Raw genomic sequence first — 19,176 nt, forward strand, 5'->3', positions numbered from 1 at the left:
ATTATTTAGAGTTTAAAGTTCTGGGAGGCACCAAAAACTGAAAACGGATACAGACTGCTTTTTTCTATTTCGGGTTAAAAACTAAAAACGGGATAATCATTTCCTCTAATGAAATTCCCCCATGCTGATAGGTATTTTTATAATAACTCACGTAATGATTATAGTTGTTAACGTAGGCTAAAAACAAATCATTTTTTGCAAAAATATAAGAACTACTCATATTTATAGTAGGTAATCCAATATTTTTTGGTTCTTTAACCGCATACACATCTTTGTGTTCGTAGGTTAAACTGCGGCCTGTTTTATAACGTAAATTCAAGCTGGTGTTTTTATCACCCACGACTTTGGATGGGTTTTTAACATTGATAGTCCCATGATCGGTAGTCAAAATCAATTTGAATCCCATTTTTTGCGCTTGTTGGATAATTTCTAGCAAAGGGGAATTTTTAAACCAGCTTAGGGTAAGTGATCGATAGGCTTTATCGTCTGAGGCTAGTTCTTTTACGACATCCATCTCTGTTTTTGCATGGGAAAGCATATCTACAAAATTGTATACAACAGTCACTAAGTCATTATTTTTCAATGCTTTAAATCCTTCGACTAGCTTTTTACCACCGGCAAGATTTGTTATTTTAAAATAATCCTCTTTAATATTGAGGCCCAATCGTTTCAATTGAGCTGTTAAAAATTCTGCTTCAAAAAGATTCTTTCCGCCTTCTTCTGGATCATTTTTCCAATATTGCGGAAACTGTTTTTCCATTTCCAACGGGGTCAAACCAGAGAAAATAGCGTTTCTCGCATATTGTGTCGCCGTAGGAAGAATAGAGTAGTAAGGCACTTCTTTTTCCAGCTTGTAGTAATTGCCCACCACACTTTCAAAGGTCTTCCATTGGTCATAGCGCAAGTTATCAATTACTACAAATAAAATTGGTTTGTCTTTTTTCTTGAGTTCAGGAACGACTAATTCTTTGAATAAAGTATGCGATTGAATGGGCTTTTCTGCTTTTGGTGCAAACCAATCCTCGTAATTACGCTCAATGAATTTACCAAATTGGGAATTAGCTTCGGTTTTTTGAGATTCCAAAATGTGAACCATACTCTGATCATTGATATTCTCTAATTCCAGTTCCCAAAAAATTAATTTCTTATACAATTCGATCCAGTCTTCATACGAATTCACCATCGCCATTTCCATGGTGATTTTTCTAAATTCCTTTTGATAATCCAAAGTTGTTTTTTGCGAAATGAGTCGGGAATGATCCAGATTTTTCTTCAAACTCAACAAAATTTGGTTCGGGTTCACGGGTTTGATCAAATAATCAGCAATTTTAGAACCTATGGCTTCCTCCATAATATATTCTTCCTCACTTTTAGTAATCATTATCATAGGAACCGAAGATTTTTTCTCCTTCATCTCTGATAACGTTTCTAAACCGCTCATTCCAGGCATATTTTCGTCCAAGAACACAATATCAAAATTGTTTTCCTCAAAAATAGTAATGGCATCAAGTCCATTATTGCAAGTAGTTACCTCGTAATTTTTTTTCTCCAAAAATAATATATGTGGTTTCAAAAGGTCGATTTCGTCATCCACCCAAAGTATTTTTATTTTATCCATAAGTTCTATAAACAAGTGTTGTAAAGTAGTAATTCAAAGTGCCAAATTACATTTTTTTGCAACTCCTATCTACTAATATTATGATAATTTTTAAAGATTATACAATTTCAAAATATAAATTACAATGTAGTATTTGCTCACTTTGCGTTTACTTTTGGGCATGCCCCAGCCTCCGTAAACTCCGGCTGGGTCGTGCTGTACGCTGTATCTTTCCTTTTTTAAAGAAAAAAGGAAAGGATGCCGCTTCCATCACTCACGCAATCGCAAGCATACTTGGACTTTAGCAGTACAAAACAAAAATAAATATAGAAATTAGCTATGAGAAAATAGAAACAGTCCCTATTTGATACTCAAAAGAGCACTAAATAGTAGTTTAACCAGAAAAAAAGAGATAATTGATTGCTTAAGGTGCTTTTTAGCAATGGGTCATGTTGCAGAAGGAGATCGCAGGTAGTTGCAGTTGTGAAAAGAGGAAAAGCTGAATAGTTGTGTCTATTTTAAAAATTTGCACTTAATTGTATGTTGGTATAAATCCAATTAAGTGCACTAATTTTATAAAAAGCTATTGTAACTCCTTTTTCAAAAACTGAGCGGTATAACTTTTTTTATTTTTTATTATTTCTTCGGGAGTTCCTTTGGCAACCAATTGGCCACCGCCTTTTCCTCCTTCAGGACCAATGTCAATAATATAATCCGCTAGTTTAATAACATCCATATTGTGTTCGATAATCAATATGGTATTTCCTTTATCTACCAGTTTATTAATCACTTCCATCAACACTCTGATATCTTCAAAATGCAAGCCAGTGGTGGGTTCGTCCAGAATATAAAAGGTATTTCCAGTATCTTTTTTAGACAACTCTCCCGCCAGTTTAATGCGTTGTGCTTCACCACCGGAAAGTGTCGTACTTTGTTGTCCAAGTGTAATATAACCTAAACCTACATCTTGGATGGTTTTTACTTTTCGGTAAATCTTTGGAATCATTTCAAAAAACGGAACTGCTTCGTCCACCGTCATATTTAGTACATCTGAAATGGATTTTCCTTTGTATCGAATTTCCAGTGTTTCTCTGTTAAAACGTTTTCCTTGACAGGTTTCACATTCTACATAAACATCCGGTAGAAAGTTCATTTCAATAGTTCTCACACCAGAACCTTCGCAGGTTTCACAACGGCCGCCTTTTACATTAAAACTAAATCGACCCGCTTTATATCCCCGAATCATACTTTCGGAAGTCATCGTAAAGAGATTTCTTATTTCGGTAAAAACTTCGGTGTAGGTTGCTGGATTACTCCGTGGCGTTCTACCAATTGGGCTTTGGTCGATATCAATTACTTTATCGATATGTTCCAAGCCTTCTATTTTTTTATAGGGTTTTGGCTTTTTGACTCCATTAAAATAGAAAGCGTTTAATATCGGATATAGCGTTTCATTAATCAAAGTAGATTTTCCACTTCCAGAAACTCCCGTTACGCAAATCATTTTGCCCAACGGCAATTCTATTGAAACATTTTTCAAGTTGTTTCCTGTTGCTCCAGTCAGTTTTAGGAATTTCCCGTTTCCTTCTCTACGTTTTTTTGGAACTTCAATTTTCATCTCGCCATTCATGTACATCGCTGTAATGGTATGGTGTTTCAAGATTTCAGCAGGCGTTCCTTTACTAATAATCTCACCGCCATATTTTCCGGCTTTTGGACCAATATCAATCACATAATCGGCACGTTCAATCATGTCTTTATCGTGTTCCACCACAATTACAGAGTTTCCTATATCGCGCAATTGTTCCAGCGAATGAATCAGTTTTTCATTGTCTCTTTGGTGTAAACCAATGCTTGGTTCATCCAGAATATACAAAACTCCAACCAACTGTGAACCAATTTGAGTAGCCAAACGAATGCGTTGTGCTTCACCACCCGAAAGTGATTTGGAACTTCGGCTTAAAGCCAGATAATCTAAACCTACATTCATCAAAAAGTTCAATCTGTCCTTAATCTCTTTGATTACTTCAGTAGCGATACGCTTTTGTTTATCAGACAAATGACTATCTAAATCATTAAACCAAGCGGTCAAATCCGAAATGTCCATATCGCACAATTCGGTAATGTTTTTTTTATTAATTTTAAAGAACTGTGCTTCTTTTTTCAAACGGGAGCCTTCACAAACGGGACATTTTATTTCGTCCATAAATTCTTTTGCCCAACGTTTAATACTTGTCGAACCGCTTTCGTCATGTTGATTTTTGATGAAATGCGAAATACCTTCAAAATCAATTTTGTAGTCTCGGGCAACACCTAAATCTTTAGAGTTGATGGTGAATTTTTCTTTTCCGCCATTCAAAATCATTTCCATAGCTTCGTCCGGAATAGTTGATACAGCATCCGTCAATTTAAAACCATATTTTTCGCCTATGATTTCCAATTGCTTAAAAATCCAGGAGGATTTATATTCGCCTAAAGGAGCAAAACCGCCCGCTTTTATGGATAATTTAGGGTTTGGAATAATCTTTTTTGGATTGATTTCGTTTACGGTTCCTAAACCGTTGCAATGATCACAAGCGCCTTTTGGAGAGTTGAAAGAAAATAAATTAGGTTCAGGATTTTGATACGAAATTCCAGTTGTAGGACACATTAAATTCCGACTAAAAAAGCGCACTTCATTTGAATCTTGATCTAAAACCATCAATACATTCTCCCCTTGATTCATAGCAGTATTGATGCTTTCTGTTAATCGTTTTTCATTATCAGCAGTATCTTCAATCACCATTCTGTCCACAACGATTTCGATGTCATGAGTTTTATAACGGTCTAGTTTCATTCCCAAAGTAATATCCAGCACGTCGCCATTCACCCGAACTTTAAGAAAACCTTGCTTGGCAATTTGTTGAAAAAGTTCAGCATAATGTCCTTTTCGAGCGCGGATTACTGGTGCTAAAATATTGATTCTTTTACCTGTAAAATCTTGAATTATTAAATCTTTGATTTGCTCATCAGAATAAGAAACCATTTTCTCGCCTGTATTGTAACTGTACGCATCAGCGCCACGAGCGTACAACAAACGAAGGAAATCGTAAATTTCAGTAATGGTTCCCACGGTGGAACGTGGGCTCTTGCTAGTCGTTTTTTGTTCAATAGCAATTACAGGCGAAAGTCCATCAATTTTATCTACATCAGGACGTTCTAAACCACCCAAAAATTGACGCGCATAAGCAGAAAAGGTTTCTACATAACGGCGTTGCCCTTCGGCATATATCGTATCAAAAGCTAATGATGATTTTCCAGAACCAGAAAGCCCAGTAATCACAACCAGTTTTTCACGAGGAATCGAAATATCTATATTTTTTAAGTTGTGCACGCGAGCGCCTTGAACTTCAATGGTATTGTCTTTGTCTAACATAATTTTTTGCAAAACGCAAAGTTACCATTTTGATTTATTCTTTCGATACAACAGTTTAGAAGTTTATGTTAAAGATTTTGTACTTTTGATAAAATCTGAAACAGTAAAATAGGTATGCGAACAAGAATCGGAATTTTAGGAATGGGTGGAGTTGGAGGCTATTTTGGCGGGTTACTAGCAAAAGCTTATTTTGAATCAGATACGATCGAAATTGTATTTATTGCAAGAGGTGAAACTCAAAAAATAATTGCGAAGAACGGACTCAAAATTACTACTGAAGAAAAGGAGTCAATCGTTTTTCCAACTGTAGTTTCTAATGACCCAGTAATAATTGGAAAACTTGATTTTCTTATTTGCGCCACCAAAACCTATGATATTGAAGAGAGCCTTCTTGCTATCAAAAAATGTATTACTAAAAACACAGTAATTCTACCGCTGTATAATGGTGTTGATGCGCCAGAGCGCATTAGTGCTTTATTTCCTGAGAATGAAGTTTTACAAGGCTGCGTTTACATTGTATCGATGATTGTATCGCCTGGAGTGATCAGAAAAGTGGGGCCTTTTGAAAAACTATTTTTTGGATCAGCAACTGCTCCACTTACTGTATTAAATAAATTACAATCTATTCTTGAAAATGCGAAAATGGAAAGTTATTTGGTGGAAAACATCGAAGAAATCGTTTGGGAGAAATTCATTTTTATCTCGGCATTGGCTTCAGCCACTTCGTATTTGAATCAAAATATTGGCGAAATTTTAGAAAGTCAAGCGAGTCGGTCTGTGTATGTTGCCTTATTAAACGAAATTACGATGATTGCTGCCGTAAAAGGATTGAGTTTACCAGCTGACATTATTATGCAAACCATTCTAAAATTAGAAAAAACACCTCATTATGCTACTTCCTCCATGCATCGGGATTTGATGGCAGGACGAGAAATTGAATTAGCTTCTTTGACTAAATTTGTGGTGAATGAAGGCGCTAAGTATGAAATTGAAACACCAACATATCAAATGGTTTTGGATAAATTGTCAAGTGTTTCAACTTCCTAATTAGATAAAATGGGATTATTCCTCTTCGCTGTAGTTTTCAAGTGATTCCTCAGCTTCTTCTTCGTCTTTTCCTATTTCGAAGAAACTAAAAATAGAACCTCCATAACTTTTTTGAAACGAAAAGTGAATCATGTGCTCTAGTTTAGTGTATTTTGAATGTTCAATTACCATCATTCCCTCTTCATTGAGCAATTCCTTTTCGAAAACTAAAAGAATGATTTTTTCAAATGTTTTTTGGTCCAAAGCATACGGTGGATCAGCAAAAATGATGTCATAAGAGGTTTTACATCTTTCTAAATACGTAAAAACATCACTTTTTGTAGCAGCAATATTAAAATCATATTCGGCTGCGACTTGCTTAATGAATTTTACACAACCAAAATCACCATCAACAGAGGTGATTGGCGTGCTTCCGCGAGAAGCAAATTCATAACTGATATTTCCTGTTCCTGCGAATAAATCTAATATTTTTAGGCCTTCAAAACTGAAATGGTTGTTCAAAACATTGAATAATGCTTCTTTAGACATATCGGTTGTGGGACGAACGGGCAAGCCTTTTGGTGGAAAAATGCGTCTTCCTTTGTATTTTCCTGAAATGATTCTCATGAGTTGAAAAGTATAAAATGATTTCTGTTTTCGGCCTCAGAAAAATAATTGTTCCATCGCAAATCTTCCACATCGATAAGGGAAACGTTACGAATGTATTTGTAAGCAATTTTGAAATAATCGCTTTCGGGGGTTATATTCCCAATAAGTTCTAGTAGAAAATTTTCGGGATTTAAGTTTAATTGTTCAGCAGTAAATAAAATGTAATATATAAAATCTTCTGGCGTAGTGTAATCGAAAGAATTGAAAAGTAATAATTTTTGGTTCTGAACCACAATGATTTCAAAATGACCTTTATTAATATGTACGAACATTTTTTTGTCCTCCTTGTTTTTGGAGGATAATAAAAGCTTAGAAACTAAAATACTATTGGCGTGTTTGTAGTCGAAAGCACCAAATTGGTCAATAAAAAAATTGTTGATATTTACGTAGGGAATGTACACCGCATTCATCTGATAATTTGGAATTTCATCAAAAGCAAAAAAATCAGTTTCAAAAACTTTAGTATTGTATTGCAAATAACTGCCTAGAAAGTTGTCGTCAAAAAGTGCTTCAGGCACAAACGTAGAAAGGTTGTTGCTGTGAATTACCAAAATTTCATCATACGAATCTTTTAATTCTGGATAGTCCCGAAAAGCAGTAGCAAACAAATCTTCTATTTTTATTCCTTTTTGAAAAGGATCAAAATGTACATCGTTAAACGAACTAACCGTATTATTTAACGTATCGAAACAACAAAAAGAAAGACCAGTCAAGGAAACTTGAATGGAAAGTTTTTTATAGACTTTTTCAGTTATATTTGGATTTGGTGTTAACATAATATGATTTAAAATTCAGCTCTGATTCAGAAATTAGAAAGAATTAAATGAGTTGACAAACTTACAAATTTAAAAAACAATATCAATTGCAAAAAGCAATTGCAAATATTAATCTCGCTTTTAAAATAAAAAAAGTAGGATCAATTAATAGATACATTTAAATTACTATTTCAAATCAAAATTGATTTTTGATTTTGAAAATGCTTACTTTGCATTTAAACCATTCTCAGATGAATTCCTCCTCGTTTTATAGTCTTTTACAAAAAAAATTCCCGTTCCAACCCACTTATAAACAGGATATTTTTTTTCAAAAAATAGCAATATTTTTAACCGAAGCAGATAATAATACCATTTTTGTCTTAAAAGGATATGCTGGAACAGGAAAAACTACGGTGATTTCCACCATAGTCAATAGTTTACTGGACATCAATAAAAAGTATGTTTTGCTCGCGCCAACAGGTCGCGCGGCAAAAGTAATTGCTAATTATTCGAACAAACCTGCTTTTACAATTCACAAAAAAATATACTTTCCTAAGAAATCCTCTGGAGGTGCCGTTTCTTTTACGTTGCAACAAAATAAACATACGAACACTATTTTTATAGTGGATGAAGCTTCTATGATTTCAGACACGAATTCCGATTCGAAGTTGTATGAAAATGGCTCTTTGCTGGATGATTTGATTTCTTATGTGTATTCAGGAACCAATTGTAAGATGATTTTATTGGGAGATACTGCCCAGTTGCCTCCGGTGAATTTAGATATTAGTCCTGCATTGGACATTCGTACTTTGGGAATGAACTATAATAAAGAAGTGGAACATATCGAACTGGACGAAGTCATGCGTCAGGAGGAGAATTCAGGAATTTTGCACAATGCTACAGAACTTCGAGAATTGCTCAAAGATTCTTTTATCGATGAATTCAAATTTGATGTTAAGAAATTTAAAGATATTGTTCGACTAACGGATGGGTATGATATTCAAGATGCCATTAATTCGGCTTACAGTAATTATAGCATCGAAGATACCGCGTTTATTGTTCGTTCGAATAAAAGAGCGAATCAATATAATGAGCAAATCCGGACCAAAATTCTAGGTAAAGAAAGCGAACTCTCAACAGGCGATTTCTTGATGGTGGTGAAGAATAATTATTTTTGGTTAAAAGATTCGGATGAAGCTGGTTTTATTGCCAATGGTGATATTATTGAAGTATTGGAAATTTTTAACATCAAAGAATTGTATGGTTTTAAGTTTGCCAAAGTAAAAATTAGAATGATCGATTATCCCAATCAGATTCCGTTTGAAACGGTATTATTAATGGACACCATAAAAAGCGAATCACCTTCATTAACATACGAAGAATCGAACCGCTTGTATCAGGAAGTATTGAAAGATTATGAAGGCGAAACCAAATTTAAGCAATTCCAAAAAGTGAAAGTCAACGAATATTTTAACGGCCTTCAAGTTAAATTTTCGTATGCAATAACCTGCCATAAGTCACAAGGTGGTCAATGGAATACGGTTTTTATAGAACAACCGTATTTGCCGGATGGGATCAATAGAGATTATATCCGGTGGTTGTATACTGCGATGACCCGAGCCAAAAATAAATTATATTTGATAGGGTTTAAGGATGAAAGTTTTGTGGAATGATTTTAAAAATAACCGCAAATTCGCAAATTTTTCTATTTAATGTTAAAATATATAATTTGCGAATTTGCGGTAAAAAAATAACTATGAACACACTAAACGACTTACATAAAATATCAGGTTTTTTTTCAAATACCGAAAAAATGCCTGTTTTATTCCTGGGACACGGAAGTCCGATGAATGCGATTGAGGAAAATCAGTTTGTAACTGGTTTTCGGAACTTAGCCAAAACTTTACCACAACCCAATGCCATTTTGTGTATTTCAGCGCATTGGTTTACTAATGGAACAAAGGTTACCGCAATGGAAATGCCTAGAACCATTCACGACTTTGGAGGTTTTCCGCAAGCGTTGTTTGACGTGCAATATCCTGCCATAGGAAGTCCCGAATTAGCTATAGAAACTCAGCAATTATTATTACCAACAGCCATAGAACTCGATGAAGAGTGGGGTTTAGACCATGGTGCCTGGAGTGTAATCAAGCATTTATATCCCGAAGCTAATGTTCCCGTAATCCAGTTGAGTATTGATTATACCAAACCGGCCCAATACCATTTTGATTTAGCTCAAAAATTAAGTGCGTTACGCCACAAAGGAATTTTAATTGTAGGCAGCGGAAATATTATTCATAATTTACGAATGGTTGATTTTCAAGATTTTGATAAAGACGATTATGGATATGATTGGGCGATAGAAGCCAGAGCCACTATAAATGAGTATTTAACAGACGGAAATTTCCAACCGTTGATTGATTTCGAAAAGCAAAGCAGGGCTTTTCAATTAGCCATTCCTACGCCAGAACATTATTTGCCTTTGATTTACACTTTGGGACTAAAAGGAAAACAAGAAGAATTAAGTTTGTTTAATGATAAATTATTGGGTGGTTCGTTGAGTATGACATCGGTGAAGATTATGTAGAATAAATCTTATATTTTAACTATGAAAACAACTAAATTTTCATTTAAGTTATTCCGTTTTCCACCTTGTTTCAATAAACTTAAAAATATATAATAGATTATTTTAAGTTTTAAAAGAAGTTGCTAAAAATAATAATTTTGTAAAGACAAAAAACTCGGGGTATTGAAAGATTAAACAAAAAATATGGAAACAAAAGATTATTTAATAATTGGATTAGGTCTGCTTGGTTGGGTTTGGTGAATTATACAATTCAAACTGAATAGAAATATCAAAGATCTGATAAAGCTTTGGAAAAAAGATTTGATGTTTATTCAAACTTCATGAATCAAATGGACGAAATAATCTTTAACATGAGAACTGATCCACAAATGACATACGGAATTGGAAATGAATTTATGGAAGAGATGCTCACTGGGGATGAAATTAGAATTAATAATGCTTTATTAAAATTTAATTCTGATTTACTTGAGAAAACTAAAAAATCCTTACAGCCAATGATGATAGTAAATCAGGAATTAAATAAATTAAAATTAGTAGCAAGTAATAAATTACTCCCAAAATTAAATGATTATAAACGTATCGTAAATGATTTTACTAACGATTATCAAACTGTTTTAAATAGAATGTCTAATTCTAATAGTTTAGAACAAAATGCAAATGAATTGAAAAGTATAGGGCAAGTAGAAAGAGGTAATCAAATGACCGAATTGTGGCAGGAAATTGAACAATTAAGGAGAGACGAAATTGATTACTACAAAAAATAAATAAACATGAAAATAATAGCAGTCATTCCCGCACGTTACGCCTCAACACGATTTCCAGCAAAATTAATGCAGGATTTGGGAGGCAAAACGGTCATTTTAAGAACCTATGAAGCAGCGATAAACACTAAATTGTTTGATGATGTTTTTGTGGTAACGGATTCGGATTTAATTTATGACGAAATCGTTTCTCACGGAGGAAAAGCCATCAAAAGTATCAAGGAACACGAATCAGGAAGTGATCGAATTGCGGAAGCAGTCGAAAATCTGAACGTTGATATTGTGATTAATGTTCAAGGGGACGAACCATTTATTGATGTGGAACCTTTGGCAAAAGTCATTGAAGTTTTTAGAAATGATGTGGATCAAAAAGTGGATTTAGCTTCGTTGATGCGCGAAATTACAAATGAAGATGACATCAATAATCCCAACAATGTAAAAGTAGTGGTGGATCAAAATGGATTTGCATTGTACTTTTCACGTTCGGTAATTCCGTATCCAAGGGAGAAAAATGTAGGTGTTCGCTACATGCAACACATCGGGATTTATGCGTTTAGAAAACAAGCGTTACTGGATTTTTACAGTTTACCGATGCAATCCTTGGAAGCATCCGAAAAACTAGAGCAATTGCGTTATCTTGAATTTGGAAAACGAATCAAAATGATTGAAACTTCTCATGTTGGAATCGGAATTGATACTCCAGAGGACTTAGAAAAAGCAAGAAAAATGCTGTGATTTAGTTCTGATTTTCATGATCAAAATAGCCTTTCGTTTTTACTTTGGTAGAAAAGAAATTCAAAAAAAGCACAATGAAAAACAGAAATAATAATGCTTGTGTAGTTACTAGAAATTTTCCAATGGTAGTTATTGGATGATAGTCGCCATAACCAATAGAAGAGGAAGTTACGATACTAAAATAAACTGCGTCAAACCAGTGATAAAAAGGTCTGTTTAGGTAACTGCCAACAGAATAAAAGACAGCATACGCAAATGCAATCTCTAAATAATTAAAGAAAAGCAACAACATGGATCTCTTGTATGAGCGTGGTTTTGAGAATAAATCAGAGGCAAAAATTAATGTTGGAATGTAAAAAACGGTTTCTAAAAAAACATAAACAAGAATCCAAATTAGCCATTCGTGACTTTGCCAATGGTTTATTAATATCACTATTGGAAAAACCACTTTGAGTAAAACATAAAAATCCAATGCTAAATCTTGATATTCTACTCCTTTCTTACTAGCCCAATATTTAATGTAAATCCCAGGAAAAAGTAATTGCGAAGAAGCTAATAATAACCGGACTATTTTTTCAATTCCATTATCTTCCTGATGGTCGTTGTTCCAAATGGATTGTATGTTTTGAATCCGTTTTTGAATGGGATTGAATTGGGGCTGAGCACCTTGAGATGGTTTCCCTAAAAGCAATTTTTTTATAATTTTTTTCATTCAATACGCGTTTAAAATAGGCGATGTAAGAGTACAAAATAATTGTGCTGCAATGCTACTAAATTGGATTATAATTTATTTCTAGTTTTTTAGCGTTCCAATTTTTCGATTAAAATTAACTCGTTGTGAATTTCAATTCGCGGAATTGTTTTAATTTGAAATTGAGGGTTGTAAAATTCAGCGACATATTTTTTGTTTCTTATGTTTTGCGTTTCATTCAAAATCATCGTATTGAAAAGAATGAAACCTTTGCGTTTTACCAGAAAGCAGATTCGTTTAATAAAAAAATCTTCAAATAGAAAATTAGGCATTGCTATATCTTGAAAAACATCAATAATAATCAAATCATATTTATTCTGGGTTTTTAAAACAAATTCGAAAGCATCATCAATCACAATTTCAAGGTTTTTAACTTGGTCTAGTTTAAAATAGGCATTGGCTATTTTTATAATCTCGGCATCAATTTCAACTCCGGTAATTTTCCCTTTAAATTTAATTTCCTCCACCAATGTTTTTATAACGCTTCCGCCGGCAACTCCCAAAACAAGGATATGATTCATATCAAGTATTTTTTCATATCCAATATTTTTTAATCCTAACCTCAAAATACGTTGCAAACTGCCATAAGAATAATTAGCATTTTGTGAATCTAAAACTAATTCTCCATTAGCCCAAGTGACTTCAATGGATTTACTCAATACCGATTTTTTTTCATAAATTTTTATCGGAATAAGATAACTGAATATTTTTTTTATCATTGTAAGGTGTTTTACTCAAAAATAAGATTTAAATTATTTAATTTACGCTAAATAGAAAAGAATGAAGAAACAATTATACAAATGGATATTTTTCAGACTCATGGGTTGGAAAATAGTGGGTAGCATTAATGCCGATATAAAAAAATGTGTTATGATGGTAATGCCTCACACTAGTGCACATGATTTTTATTTGGGTATTTTCACTAGAGGAATTACCGAATTAGAAATGAATTGGGTTGGTAAAAAAGAATTATTTCGTTTCCCATTTGGATTTTATTTTAGATATATGGGAGGAGAACCTTTAGATCGCTCTGGAGGGCTGAATAAAGTCGATTCTATTGCAGCTATTTTTCAACGAAAAGAAATCTTTAGACTTGCGGTTGCTCCAGAGGGAACACGTGAAAAAGTAACCGAACTAAAAACGGGATTTTATTACATCGCTTTGAAAGCAAATGTGCCCATTGTACCAGTAGCTTTCGATTTTGGAAAAAAAGAAGTTAATTTAGGGAATCCTTTATCGCCGTCAGGTGCAATTGAAAATGATATGGCCATTTTAAAAAAGCATTTCATAGGAGTTAAAGGTAAAAATCCACAAAAGGGCTATTCAGTGTAAATACAAGTCAAAATAAATTGTTTAAAGTTAAAACCAGTTAAATGGATTTTTACTAATTACAAAAACACTGATTTGCAACAGATCACTAAAAAATTTAATTTTGTAACCTCATGGATACATTTGAATAAAGTACTTGCGGAACTGAATTCATGATGAGGCGAACCGCTACATAATTTGAAATGTTTTCACAGAATAGACCACCATTCAATAGTATGACCAAAAGGAAGTCTCTCCTATAATGTTATTCTCCTATTATCGGATGGGTAAAGCACTGACTAAAGATTCCCTCTCAATCGCAGTATAGATCCGAGAAGCGCCATTATGTTATTCAACGAAAATAGAAGTAGCATTTGGAATTGGTCTACTCAGGAACGTAACTTTTAAAGGTTCCATTTTTATAAAAAATCACGATTTTATCAATTGCATTAGAATCAGGCTCTTTATTGCCGTTTGGATTTTCTACTTTTTTTGTTTCTAAGGACGTTCTCGGATCTGGGATATTTATTTCCGAAAATAAATTCTCTGGAATTGCCTCCGTTGCAGGAGGAGTTGGAGCAGTAGAGTTTACCATTGGCTCAATCGTATTTTCATTTTTATCAAACTGCTCCGAATTTTTGGGAAAGGTTCCTTTTCCATTCAAAATCCAATACAAATCAACATCAGGAAACACGGCTAATATTTTAAGAATAAAATCCAAGCTGGGTTTGTTTCTGCCTGAAAGAAGATGGGATAAACTCGAACGCTGCACCCCAATTTTATCGGCAAAAGAAGAGGCATTCAAGCTGTAATAATCTAGTATAAATTCTAACCTTTTTATAAAATCCTCGATGTTTACCATTGTAAATCACAATTAAATATTAACTAGTTACAAATGTAATTAAAACAGCTTGAAATAGCAAAATTACAAGTGTAATTTGTTTCATTTCCTCATTTTTTATTAAAGTTTTTAATTATATATAATGTATTAAAATATTGATAATGTATTATTTAAGTATCATTAAAATAATTGGTAACATTTGTGTATCTAGAACCGATTGCTTGTCCTGATTAACACTAGAATACTGTTTACATTAATAATATTATTTCATTTTTGATTGTTTACAATTGTAAATATAAAGATGTTTACTTTTGTAAATCAAATAAAACAGCATGAATTTAGAATTATTGTTTAGTCAATATAAAGAAGAATCTCTTCACGGTCGGTACATCACTTTGGATTCGATTGAACCGTTATTGCAAAAATTAAACACCGATAATCAACTGCAAATTATTGGAAAATCAGTTTTAGGAAAGTCGATTTATTCGTATCAAATTGGAGAAGGTAAAACCAAAATTTTCCTTTGGTCACAAATGCATGGAAACGAAGGTACAACTACCAAAGCCTTATTTGATTTTATAAATGTGTTGCATAGCGGTTCAGACTTGGCGCACCAATTACTAACTACATTTACTTTTTGCAGTATTCCAATGTTAAATCCTGATGGAGCTACATTATATACGAGAGAAAATGCCAATAAAGTGGATTTAAATCGCGATTCGCAGGAGCTAACGCAGCCAGAAAGTAAGATCCTAAGAGCTACTTTTGAGGTTTTTAAACCGGATTATTGCTTTAACCTGCATGATCAGCGTACTATTTTTGGCGTGAGCGACACTGGAAAACCGGCTACATTGTCCTTTTTAGCCCCTTCATACAATAAAGAACGAGAAGTTAATGAATCTCGATTGAAGGCTATTCATTTGATTGCTAGTATAAATGAATCGTTGCATCAGTATTTACCCAATCAAATTGGTCGTTTTGATGATTCGTTTAATATCAACTGTATTGGGGATACTTTTCAATATTTAGGAGTACCCACGGTGTTGTTTGAAGCAGGGCATTTTCAAAATGACTATCAAAGAGAGATAACTCGAAAATACGTTTTTATGGCATTGATTCTAAGTTTCACTGCACTGAGCGAAAACGTTATAGTTAGCAACGGAATTAACAAATATTTGAATATTCCTCAAAATAAAGTCGTTTTTTATGATTTTATGTATAAAAACATCAAAATAAATTATGATGGTATCGAAATAATCACCAATTTTGCAGCACAATACAAAGAAGAGTTAATTGAAAATCAGATTTGTTTTAATGCCTTCGTTGTTCAGATAGGCGATTTAGAGAATTATTTTGGTCATTTTGAATACGATGCTAAAGGAGCACTTTATAAAGATGATTTTGATTCAATTCCTAAATTAAACCAAAAAACTGATTTTTATTTAGATAATAACATAAAAGTTGTTAACGGAATGATAAAAATATAATATATATGTCATTTTGTTGTTTTTATGTATATTTTTATACTTTGTTAAAGCAATTAATAATATTAATTTAAGAGTTATGAGTAAATTTCGTTTAGATGAAGTAGATCACCAGATTTTAGATATGTTGATAGACAATACAAGAGTTCCATTTACGGATATTGCAAAAAAATTATTAATTTCGGCAGGTACAGTGCATGTTAGAGTTAAGAAAATGGAGGATGCAGGTATTATAATGGGATCTTCATTAGTGCTTGATTACGATAAATTGGGATATTCATTTATTGCGTATGTAGGTGTTTTTCTAAACAATACTTCTCAAACAAAATTCGTTTTGGAGCGAATTAATGAAATTCCGTACGTGACAGTAGCCTCTGTTACTACAGGGAAATTCAATATCTTCTGTAAAATCAGAGCTAAAGATACGAAGCATGCAAAGGATGTTATCTTTATGATTGATGATATAGATGGTGTTTATAGAACTGAAACTATGATATCTCTAGAAGAAAGTATTAATGACAAGAAGCGCTTGATGCATACTATTTTCAAAAATATGTAATTAGTCTTGAATGCGCTATATAATAAATATAACCTCAAGTTAATTCTTGGGGTTTTTTTTATGAAAAATGAACTAACTAAACCAACTACAACCGAATAACTATGTACACACTACCTAAAATTGAGCGTTTCAATCAAGACGTTCTATCGAAATATAATATTTACAATAGTGTTTTTATTACGCTACCGTTTCACTCTATAGATAATACAGGAGCTTTACTTCCTCTATTTACAGATAGTTGCGATACAGGCTTCAAAAAACAAGAAACACCAAAGGAAATAGTTGATTTTTTTGCTCAACGTTATTTACATGATGCCTCAGAGGCTGATAAAATTGACATCATGTTTCGTTTTATTCAGTATATAGAGCGCCAAATCGTATTATTTGATGCTATCGAAGATGCTGCTTTTCCGATTGTCAACAATATGGAAGGTAGAGGATCTCTTCGAGATATAAAAGAGAAGTCTGACGCAAAAAATAAACAAGAGGAATTAGTTGATTTCTTAGAAGATTTCAATGTGAGAACGGTTTTAACGGCTCATCCTACACAGTTTTATCCTGGAGCAGTTCTTGGGATTATCAATGATTTGACAGAGGCAATCCGTAAGAATAATTTATTAGATATCAAGCAATTGCTAGCGCAATTAGGTAAAACTCCTTTCATTAAAAATGAAAAACCGAATCCTTTTGATGAAGCAGTAAGCTTGATTTGGTACCTTGAAAACGTATTCTATGAAACTTCTGGTGAAATGGTTCATTATCTTCAAAAAAATATTTTTGATGGTAACTCCATAAAGAACCCTTTAATTAAGCTTGGTTTTTGGCCTGGCGGAGACCGTGATGGGAATCCATTTGTAACAACGGAGATTACTTTAAATGTAGCTGAGCGCTTGCGAACTTCCATTTTGAAATGTTATTATATTGAAATGAGAGGATTAAAAAGAAAATTAACTTTCTCAGGTGTAGATACTTTAGTTAATCAGCTTGAACAAAAACTTTATAGATCTGTTTTTTACTCAAAGGGGGAAATTTTTATCACTTTAGATGAATTTAAATCACAATTGAATAAAATAAAACAGATCATTATTGATCAACATCAATCTTTATATTTGGACGAATTAGATGCGCTTTTGATAAAAGTGAATTTATTTGGATTTCATTTTGCTTCTTTAGATATTCGTCAAAACAGTAAAATACATGACTCCGTGTTTAATGACATCGTCACGTATTATTTAAAAACCGATGAATCTGTTTTTCCGAAAAATTATTTTGAATTAACCGAAGAAGAAAAATTTAAGGTCTTGTCAAATACTAGTGGGAATCTTGATCCCGCTGTTTTTGAAAATGAATTGACACGCTTAACTATTGAATCTGTTCAAGCTATCAAAACAATTCAACAAAATAACGGAGAATTTGGTGCTAATCGCTATATCATTAGTAATAATGAAAGTGCGCTTAATGTAATGGAAACCTTTGCGTTATTTCGTTTGAGTAATTGGGAGGATCCTACAGTTGATATTATACCTCTTTTTGAATCAGTTGATGATTTGCAAAATGCGCATGCCATTATGGAAAAATTATACACTAATCCGGCTTATGCACAACATTTAATTAATAGAAATAATAAGCAAACCATCATGCTTGGTTTTTCTGATGGTACAAAGGACGGAGGCTACCTTATGGCAAACTGGAGTATTTACAAAGCCAAAGAAGAACTTACAGAAATATCTAGGAAATATGGCATTAAGGTTATTTTCTTTGATGGTCGTGGTGGTCCGCCAGCTCGTGGGGGTGGAAAAACACATAAGTTTTATGCTTCTTTAGGACCAAAGATTGAGAATAATGAAATTCAGGTTACAGTGCAGGGGCAGACTATTAGTTCTAACTTTGGTACATTAGATTCTTGCAGGTATAACTTGGAAAATTTACTGAGTGCTGGTGTGACCAATCAAGTTTTTGGTAAAGGAGATAATGAATTGACTTTAGAGGAAAAAAGTATATTAGATCAATTGGCAGGTTTAGGATATGAAAAATATTTAAGTTTTAAGAATCATCCCAAATTCATTCCTTATTTAGAACAAATGAGTACACTAAAGTACTATGCCAAAACGAACATTGGAAGTCGGCCATCGAAAAGGAGTAAATCAGAACACCTAGATTTTGCTGATTTAAGAGCCATTCCTTTTGTGGGTTCTTGGAGTCAGTTGAAGCAAAATGTACCTGGATTTTTTGGTGTTGGTACAGCACTTAAACATTTTGAAGATACTAATCAGTGGAATAAAGTTCAAGATTTATATGATCATTCTTTGTTCTTCAAAACCTTGTTAGAAAACAGTATGATGTCATTGGCTAAGTCATTTTTTCCTTTGACCGCTTACATGAAAAAAGATCCGCAGTTTGGAGATTTTTGGCAAATTATTTATGATGAATTTTTAGAAACAAAACGATTGCTTTTGAAAATTGCAGGTCATAAAGAGCTTATGGAAAATTACCCAGATGGTAAAGCATCTATACAAATAAGAGAGCGTATTGTACTGCCATTGTTAACAATACAACAATATGCTTTGTTACGAATTAACGAGTTAAACAAGGAAAAATCACCTGATGAAGCTTTAATAAAAGTATATGAAAAAATAGTGACTCGTTCTCTTTTTGGAAACACAAATGCTAGTAGAAATTCAGCTTAAA

At 33.2% G+C, this 19,176-nt stretch carries 16 protein-coding genes; 9 read left to right on the plus strand and 7 right to left on the minus strand.

Features of this window, described 5'->3' with window-relative positions; all coding sequences use genetic code 11:
• Positions 1-64 precede the first annotated feature (64 nt).
• Positions 65-1,618, minus strand: a complete 1,554-nt coding sequence (locus IWX83_RS08195; RefSeq protein WP_073353153.1) for a bifunctional response regulator/alkaline phosphatase family protein — start codon at positions 1,616-1,618, stop codon at positions 65-67.
• Between the two features lie 562 nt (positions 1,619-2,180).
• Positions 2,181-5,012: an excinuclease ABC subunit UvrA gene (uvrA, locus tag IWX83_RS08200; protein ID WP_196828936.1), complete on the minus strand. Its 2,832-nt coding sequence runs from the start codon at positions 5,010-5,012 to the stop codon at positions 2,181-2,183.
• Between the two features lie 114 nt (positions 5,013-5,126).
• Here uvrA and IWX83_RS08205 point away from each other — a divergent pair, with 114 nt between their 5' ends.
• A complete protein-coding gene (locus IWX83_RS08205; protein WP_196828938.1) occupies positions 5,127-6,059 on the plus strand; it encodes a ketopantoate reductase family protein in 933 nt (310 codons plus the stop codon).
• A gap of 15 nt (positions 6,060-6,074) precedes the next feature.
• Here IWX83_RS08205 and IWX83_RS08210 read toward each other — a convergent pair whose 3' ends face one another.
• Both IWX83_RS08210 and IWX83_RS08215 read right to left on the minus strand, forming a co-directional pair.
• Positions 6,075-6,665, minus strand: a complete 591-nt coding sequence (locus IWX83_RS08210) for an RsmD family RNA methyltransferase (protein WP_196828940.1) — start codon at positions 6,663-6,665, stop codon at positions 6,075-6,077.
• On the minus strand, positions 6,662-7,483 hold the full coding sequence (locus tag IWX83_RS08215; protein WP_196828942.1) for a DUF3822 family protein: 822 nt from the start codon (positions 7,481-7,483) through the stop codon (positions 6,662-6,664). The genes IWX83_RS08210 and IWX83_RS08215 overlap by 4 nt, the downstream gene beginning before the upstream one ends.
• 230 nt (positions 7,484-7,713) lie before the next feature.
• Between IWX83_RS08215 and IWX83_RS08220 the strand changes: the two genes are divergently transcribed.
• The 4 genes from IWX83_RS08220 (at position 7,714) to kdsB (ending at position 11,545) form a co-directional block, all read left to right on the plus strand.
• The gene (locus tag IWX83_RS08220; RefSeq protein WP_196828944.1) at positions 7,714-9,135 is read left to right on the plus strand and encodes an ATP-dependent RecD-like DNA helicase; all 1,422 of its coding nucleotides are present in this window, start codon (positions 7,714-7,716) and stop codon (positions 9,133-9,135) included.
• Between the two features lie 83 nt (positions 9,136-9,218).
• Entirely contained in the window at positions 9,219-10,049 is an 831-nt protein-coding gene (gene ygiD, locus IWX83_RS08225) for a 4,5-DOPA dioxygenase extradiol (RefSeq protein ID WP_196828946.1), read from the plus strand.
• A gap of 329 nt (positions 10,050-10,378) precedes the next feature.
• Positions 10,379-10,813, plus strand: coding sequence for a hypothetical protein (locus tag IWX83_RS08230; protein WP_196828948.1), 435 nt, complete (start codon positions 10,379-10,381; stop codon positions 10,811-10,813).
• 6 nt (positions 10,814-10,819) lie between these two features.
• Entirely contained in the window at positions 10,820-11,545 is a 726-nt protein-coding gene (gene kdsB, locus IWX83_RS08235; protein ID WP_196828950.1) for a 3-deoxy-manno-octulosonate cytidylyltransferase, read from the plus strand.
• A 1-nt stretch (position 11,546) separates the two neighbouring features.
• Here kdsB and IWX83_RS08240 read toward each other — a convergent pair whose 3' ends face one another.
• Together IWX83_RS08240 and IWX83_RS08245 are read right to left on the minus strand one after the other, a co-directional pair.
• Positions 11,547-12,257: a potassium channel family protein gene (locus IWX83_RS08240; protein ID WP_196828952.1), complete on the minus strand. Its 711-nt coding sequence runs from the start codon at positions 12,255-12,257 to the stop codon at positions 11,547-11,549.
• Positions 12,258-12,346: 89 nt separating this feature from the next.
• Positions 12,347-13,015: a spermidine synthase gene (locus IWX83_RS08245; RefSeq protein WP_196828954.1), complete on the minus strand. Its 669-nt coding sequence runs from the start codon at positions 13,013-13,015 to the stop codon at positions 12,347-12,349.
• Positions 13,016-13,076: 61 nt separating this feature from the next.
• Between IWX83_RS08245 and IWX83_RS08250 the strand changes: the two genes are divergently transcribed.
• Positions 13,077-13,628 carry a 1-acyl-sn-glycerol-3-phosphate acyltransferase gene (locus tag IWX83_RS08250; protein ID WP_196828956.1) on the plus strand — a complete coding sequence of 184 codons (552 nt, stop codon included), beginning with the start codon at positions 13,077-13,079 and terminating at the stop codon, positions 13,626-13,628.
• A 361-nt stretch (positions 13,629-13,989) separates the two neighbouring features.
• Here the strand turns inward: IWX83_RS08250 and IWX83_RS08255 are convergent, their stop codons facing one another.
• Complete coding sequence (locus tag IWX83_RS08255; RefSeq protein ID WP_196828958.1) at positions 13,990-14,466, minus strand: helix-turn-helix transcriptional regulator; 477 nt, start codon at positions 14,464-14,466, stop codon at positions 13,990-13,992.
• Positions 14,467-14,777: 311 nt separating this feature from the next.
• Here IWX83_RS08255 and IWX83_RS08260 point away from each other — a divergent pair, with 311 nt between their 5' ends.
• The 3 genes from IWX83_RS08260 to IWX83_RS08270 all read left to right on the plus strand — a co-directional run bounded on the left by IWX83_RS08260 (position 14,778) and on the right by IWX83_RS08270 (position 19,175).
• On the plus strand, positions 14,778-15,932 hold the full coding sequence (locus IWX83_RS08260) for a M14 metallopeptidase family protein (protein WP_196828960.1): 1,155 nt from the start codon (positions 14,778-14,780) through the stop codon (positions 15,930-15,932).
• 76 nt (positions 15,933-16,008) lie between these two features.
• Positions 16,009-16,488, plus strand: a complete 480-nt coding sequence (locus IWX83_RS08265; protein WP_066082003.1) for an Lrp/AsnC family transcriptional regulator — start codon at positions 16,009-16,011, stop codon at positions 16,486-16,488.
• Positions 16,489-16,589: 101 nt separating this feature from the next.
• A complete protein-coding gene (locus IWX83_RS08270) occupies positions 16,590-19,175 on the plus strand; it encodes a phosphoenolpyruvate carboxylase (RefSeq protein WP_196828962.1) in 2,586 nt (861 codons plus the stop codon).
• Position 19,176 lies beyond the last annotated feature (1 nt).

Origin of the sequence: Flavobacterium sp. CG_9.1, from assembly GCF_015751645.1 — a bacterium.
Taxonomy (GTDB): domain Bacteria; phylum Bacteroidota; class Bacteroidia; order Flavobacteriales; family Flavobacteriaceae; genus Flavobacterium; species Flavobacterium xanthum.

Bases quoted from the DNA above. Each gene is read 5' to 3' on its own strand.
- IWX83_RS08240 (WP_196828952.1), bottom strand. From the start codon at position 12,257: ATGAAAAAAATTATAAAAAAATTGCTTTTAGGGAAACCATCTCAAGGT.
- IWX83_RS08215 (WP_196828942.1), bottom strand. From the start codon at position 7,483: ATGTTAACACCAAATCCAAATATAACTGAAAAAGTCTATAAAAAACTT.
- kdsB (WP_196828950.1), top strand. From the start codon at position 10,820: ATGAAAATAATAGCAGTCATTCCCGCACGTTACGCCTCAACACGATTT.
- uvrA (WP_196828936.1), bottom strand. From the start codon at position 5,012: ATGTTAGACAAAGACAATACCATTGAAGTTCAAGGCGCTCGCGTGCAC.
- IWX83_RS08265 (WP_066082003.1), top strand. From the start codon at position 16,009: ATGAGTAAATTTCGTTTAGATGAAGTAGATCACCAGATTTTAGATATG.
- IWX83_RS08270 (WP_196828962.1), top strand. From the start codon at position 16,590: ATGTACACACTACCTAAAATTGAGCGTTTCAATCAAGACGTTCTATCG.
- IWX83_RS08250 (WP_196828956.1), top strand. From the start codon at position 13,077: ATGAAGAAACAATTATACAAATGGATATTTTTCAGACTCATGGGTTGG.
- IWX83_RS08205 (WP_196828938.1), top strand. From the start codon at position 5,127: ATGCGAACAAGAATCGGAATTTTAGGAATGGGTGGAGTTGGAGGCTAT.
- IWX83_RS08230 (WP_196828948.1), top strand. From the start codon at position 10,379: ATGGACGAAATAATCTTTAACATGAGAACTGATCCACAAATGACATAC.
- ygiD (WP_196828946.1), top strand. From the start codon at position 9,219: ATGAACACACTAAACGACTTACATAAAATATCAGGTTTTTTTTCAAAT.
- IWX83_RS08195 (WP_073353153.1), bottom strand. From the start codon at position 1,618: ATGGATAAAATAAAAATACTTTGGGTGGATGACGAAATCGACCTTTTG.
- IWX83_RS08245 (WP_196828954.1), bottom strand. From the start codon at position 13,015: ATGATAAAAAAAATATTCAGTTATCTTATTCCGATAAAAATTTATGAA.
- IWX83_RS08220 (WP_196828944.1), top strand. From the start codon at position 7,714: ATGAATTCCTCCTCGTTTTATAGTCTTTTACAAAAAAAATTCCCGTTC.
- IWX83_RS08260 (WP_196828960.1), top strand. From the start codon at position 14,778: ATGAATTTAGAATTATTGTTTAGTCAATATAAAGAAGAATCTCTTCAC.
- IWX83_RS08255 (WP_196828958.1), bottom strand. From the start codon at position 14,466: ATGGTAAACATCGAGGATTTTATAAAAAGGTTAGAATTTATACTAGAT.
- IWX83_RS08210 (WP_196828940.1), bottom strand. From the start codon at position 6,665: ATGAGAATCATTTCAGGAAAATACAAAGGAAGACGCATTTTTCCACCA.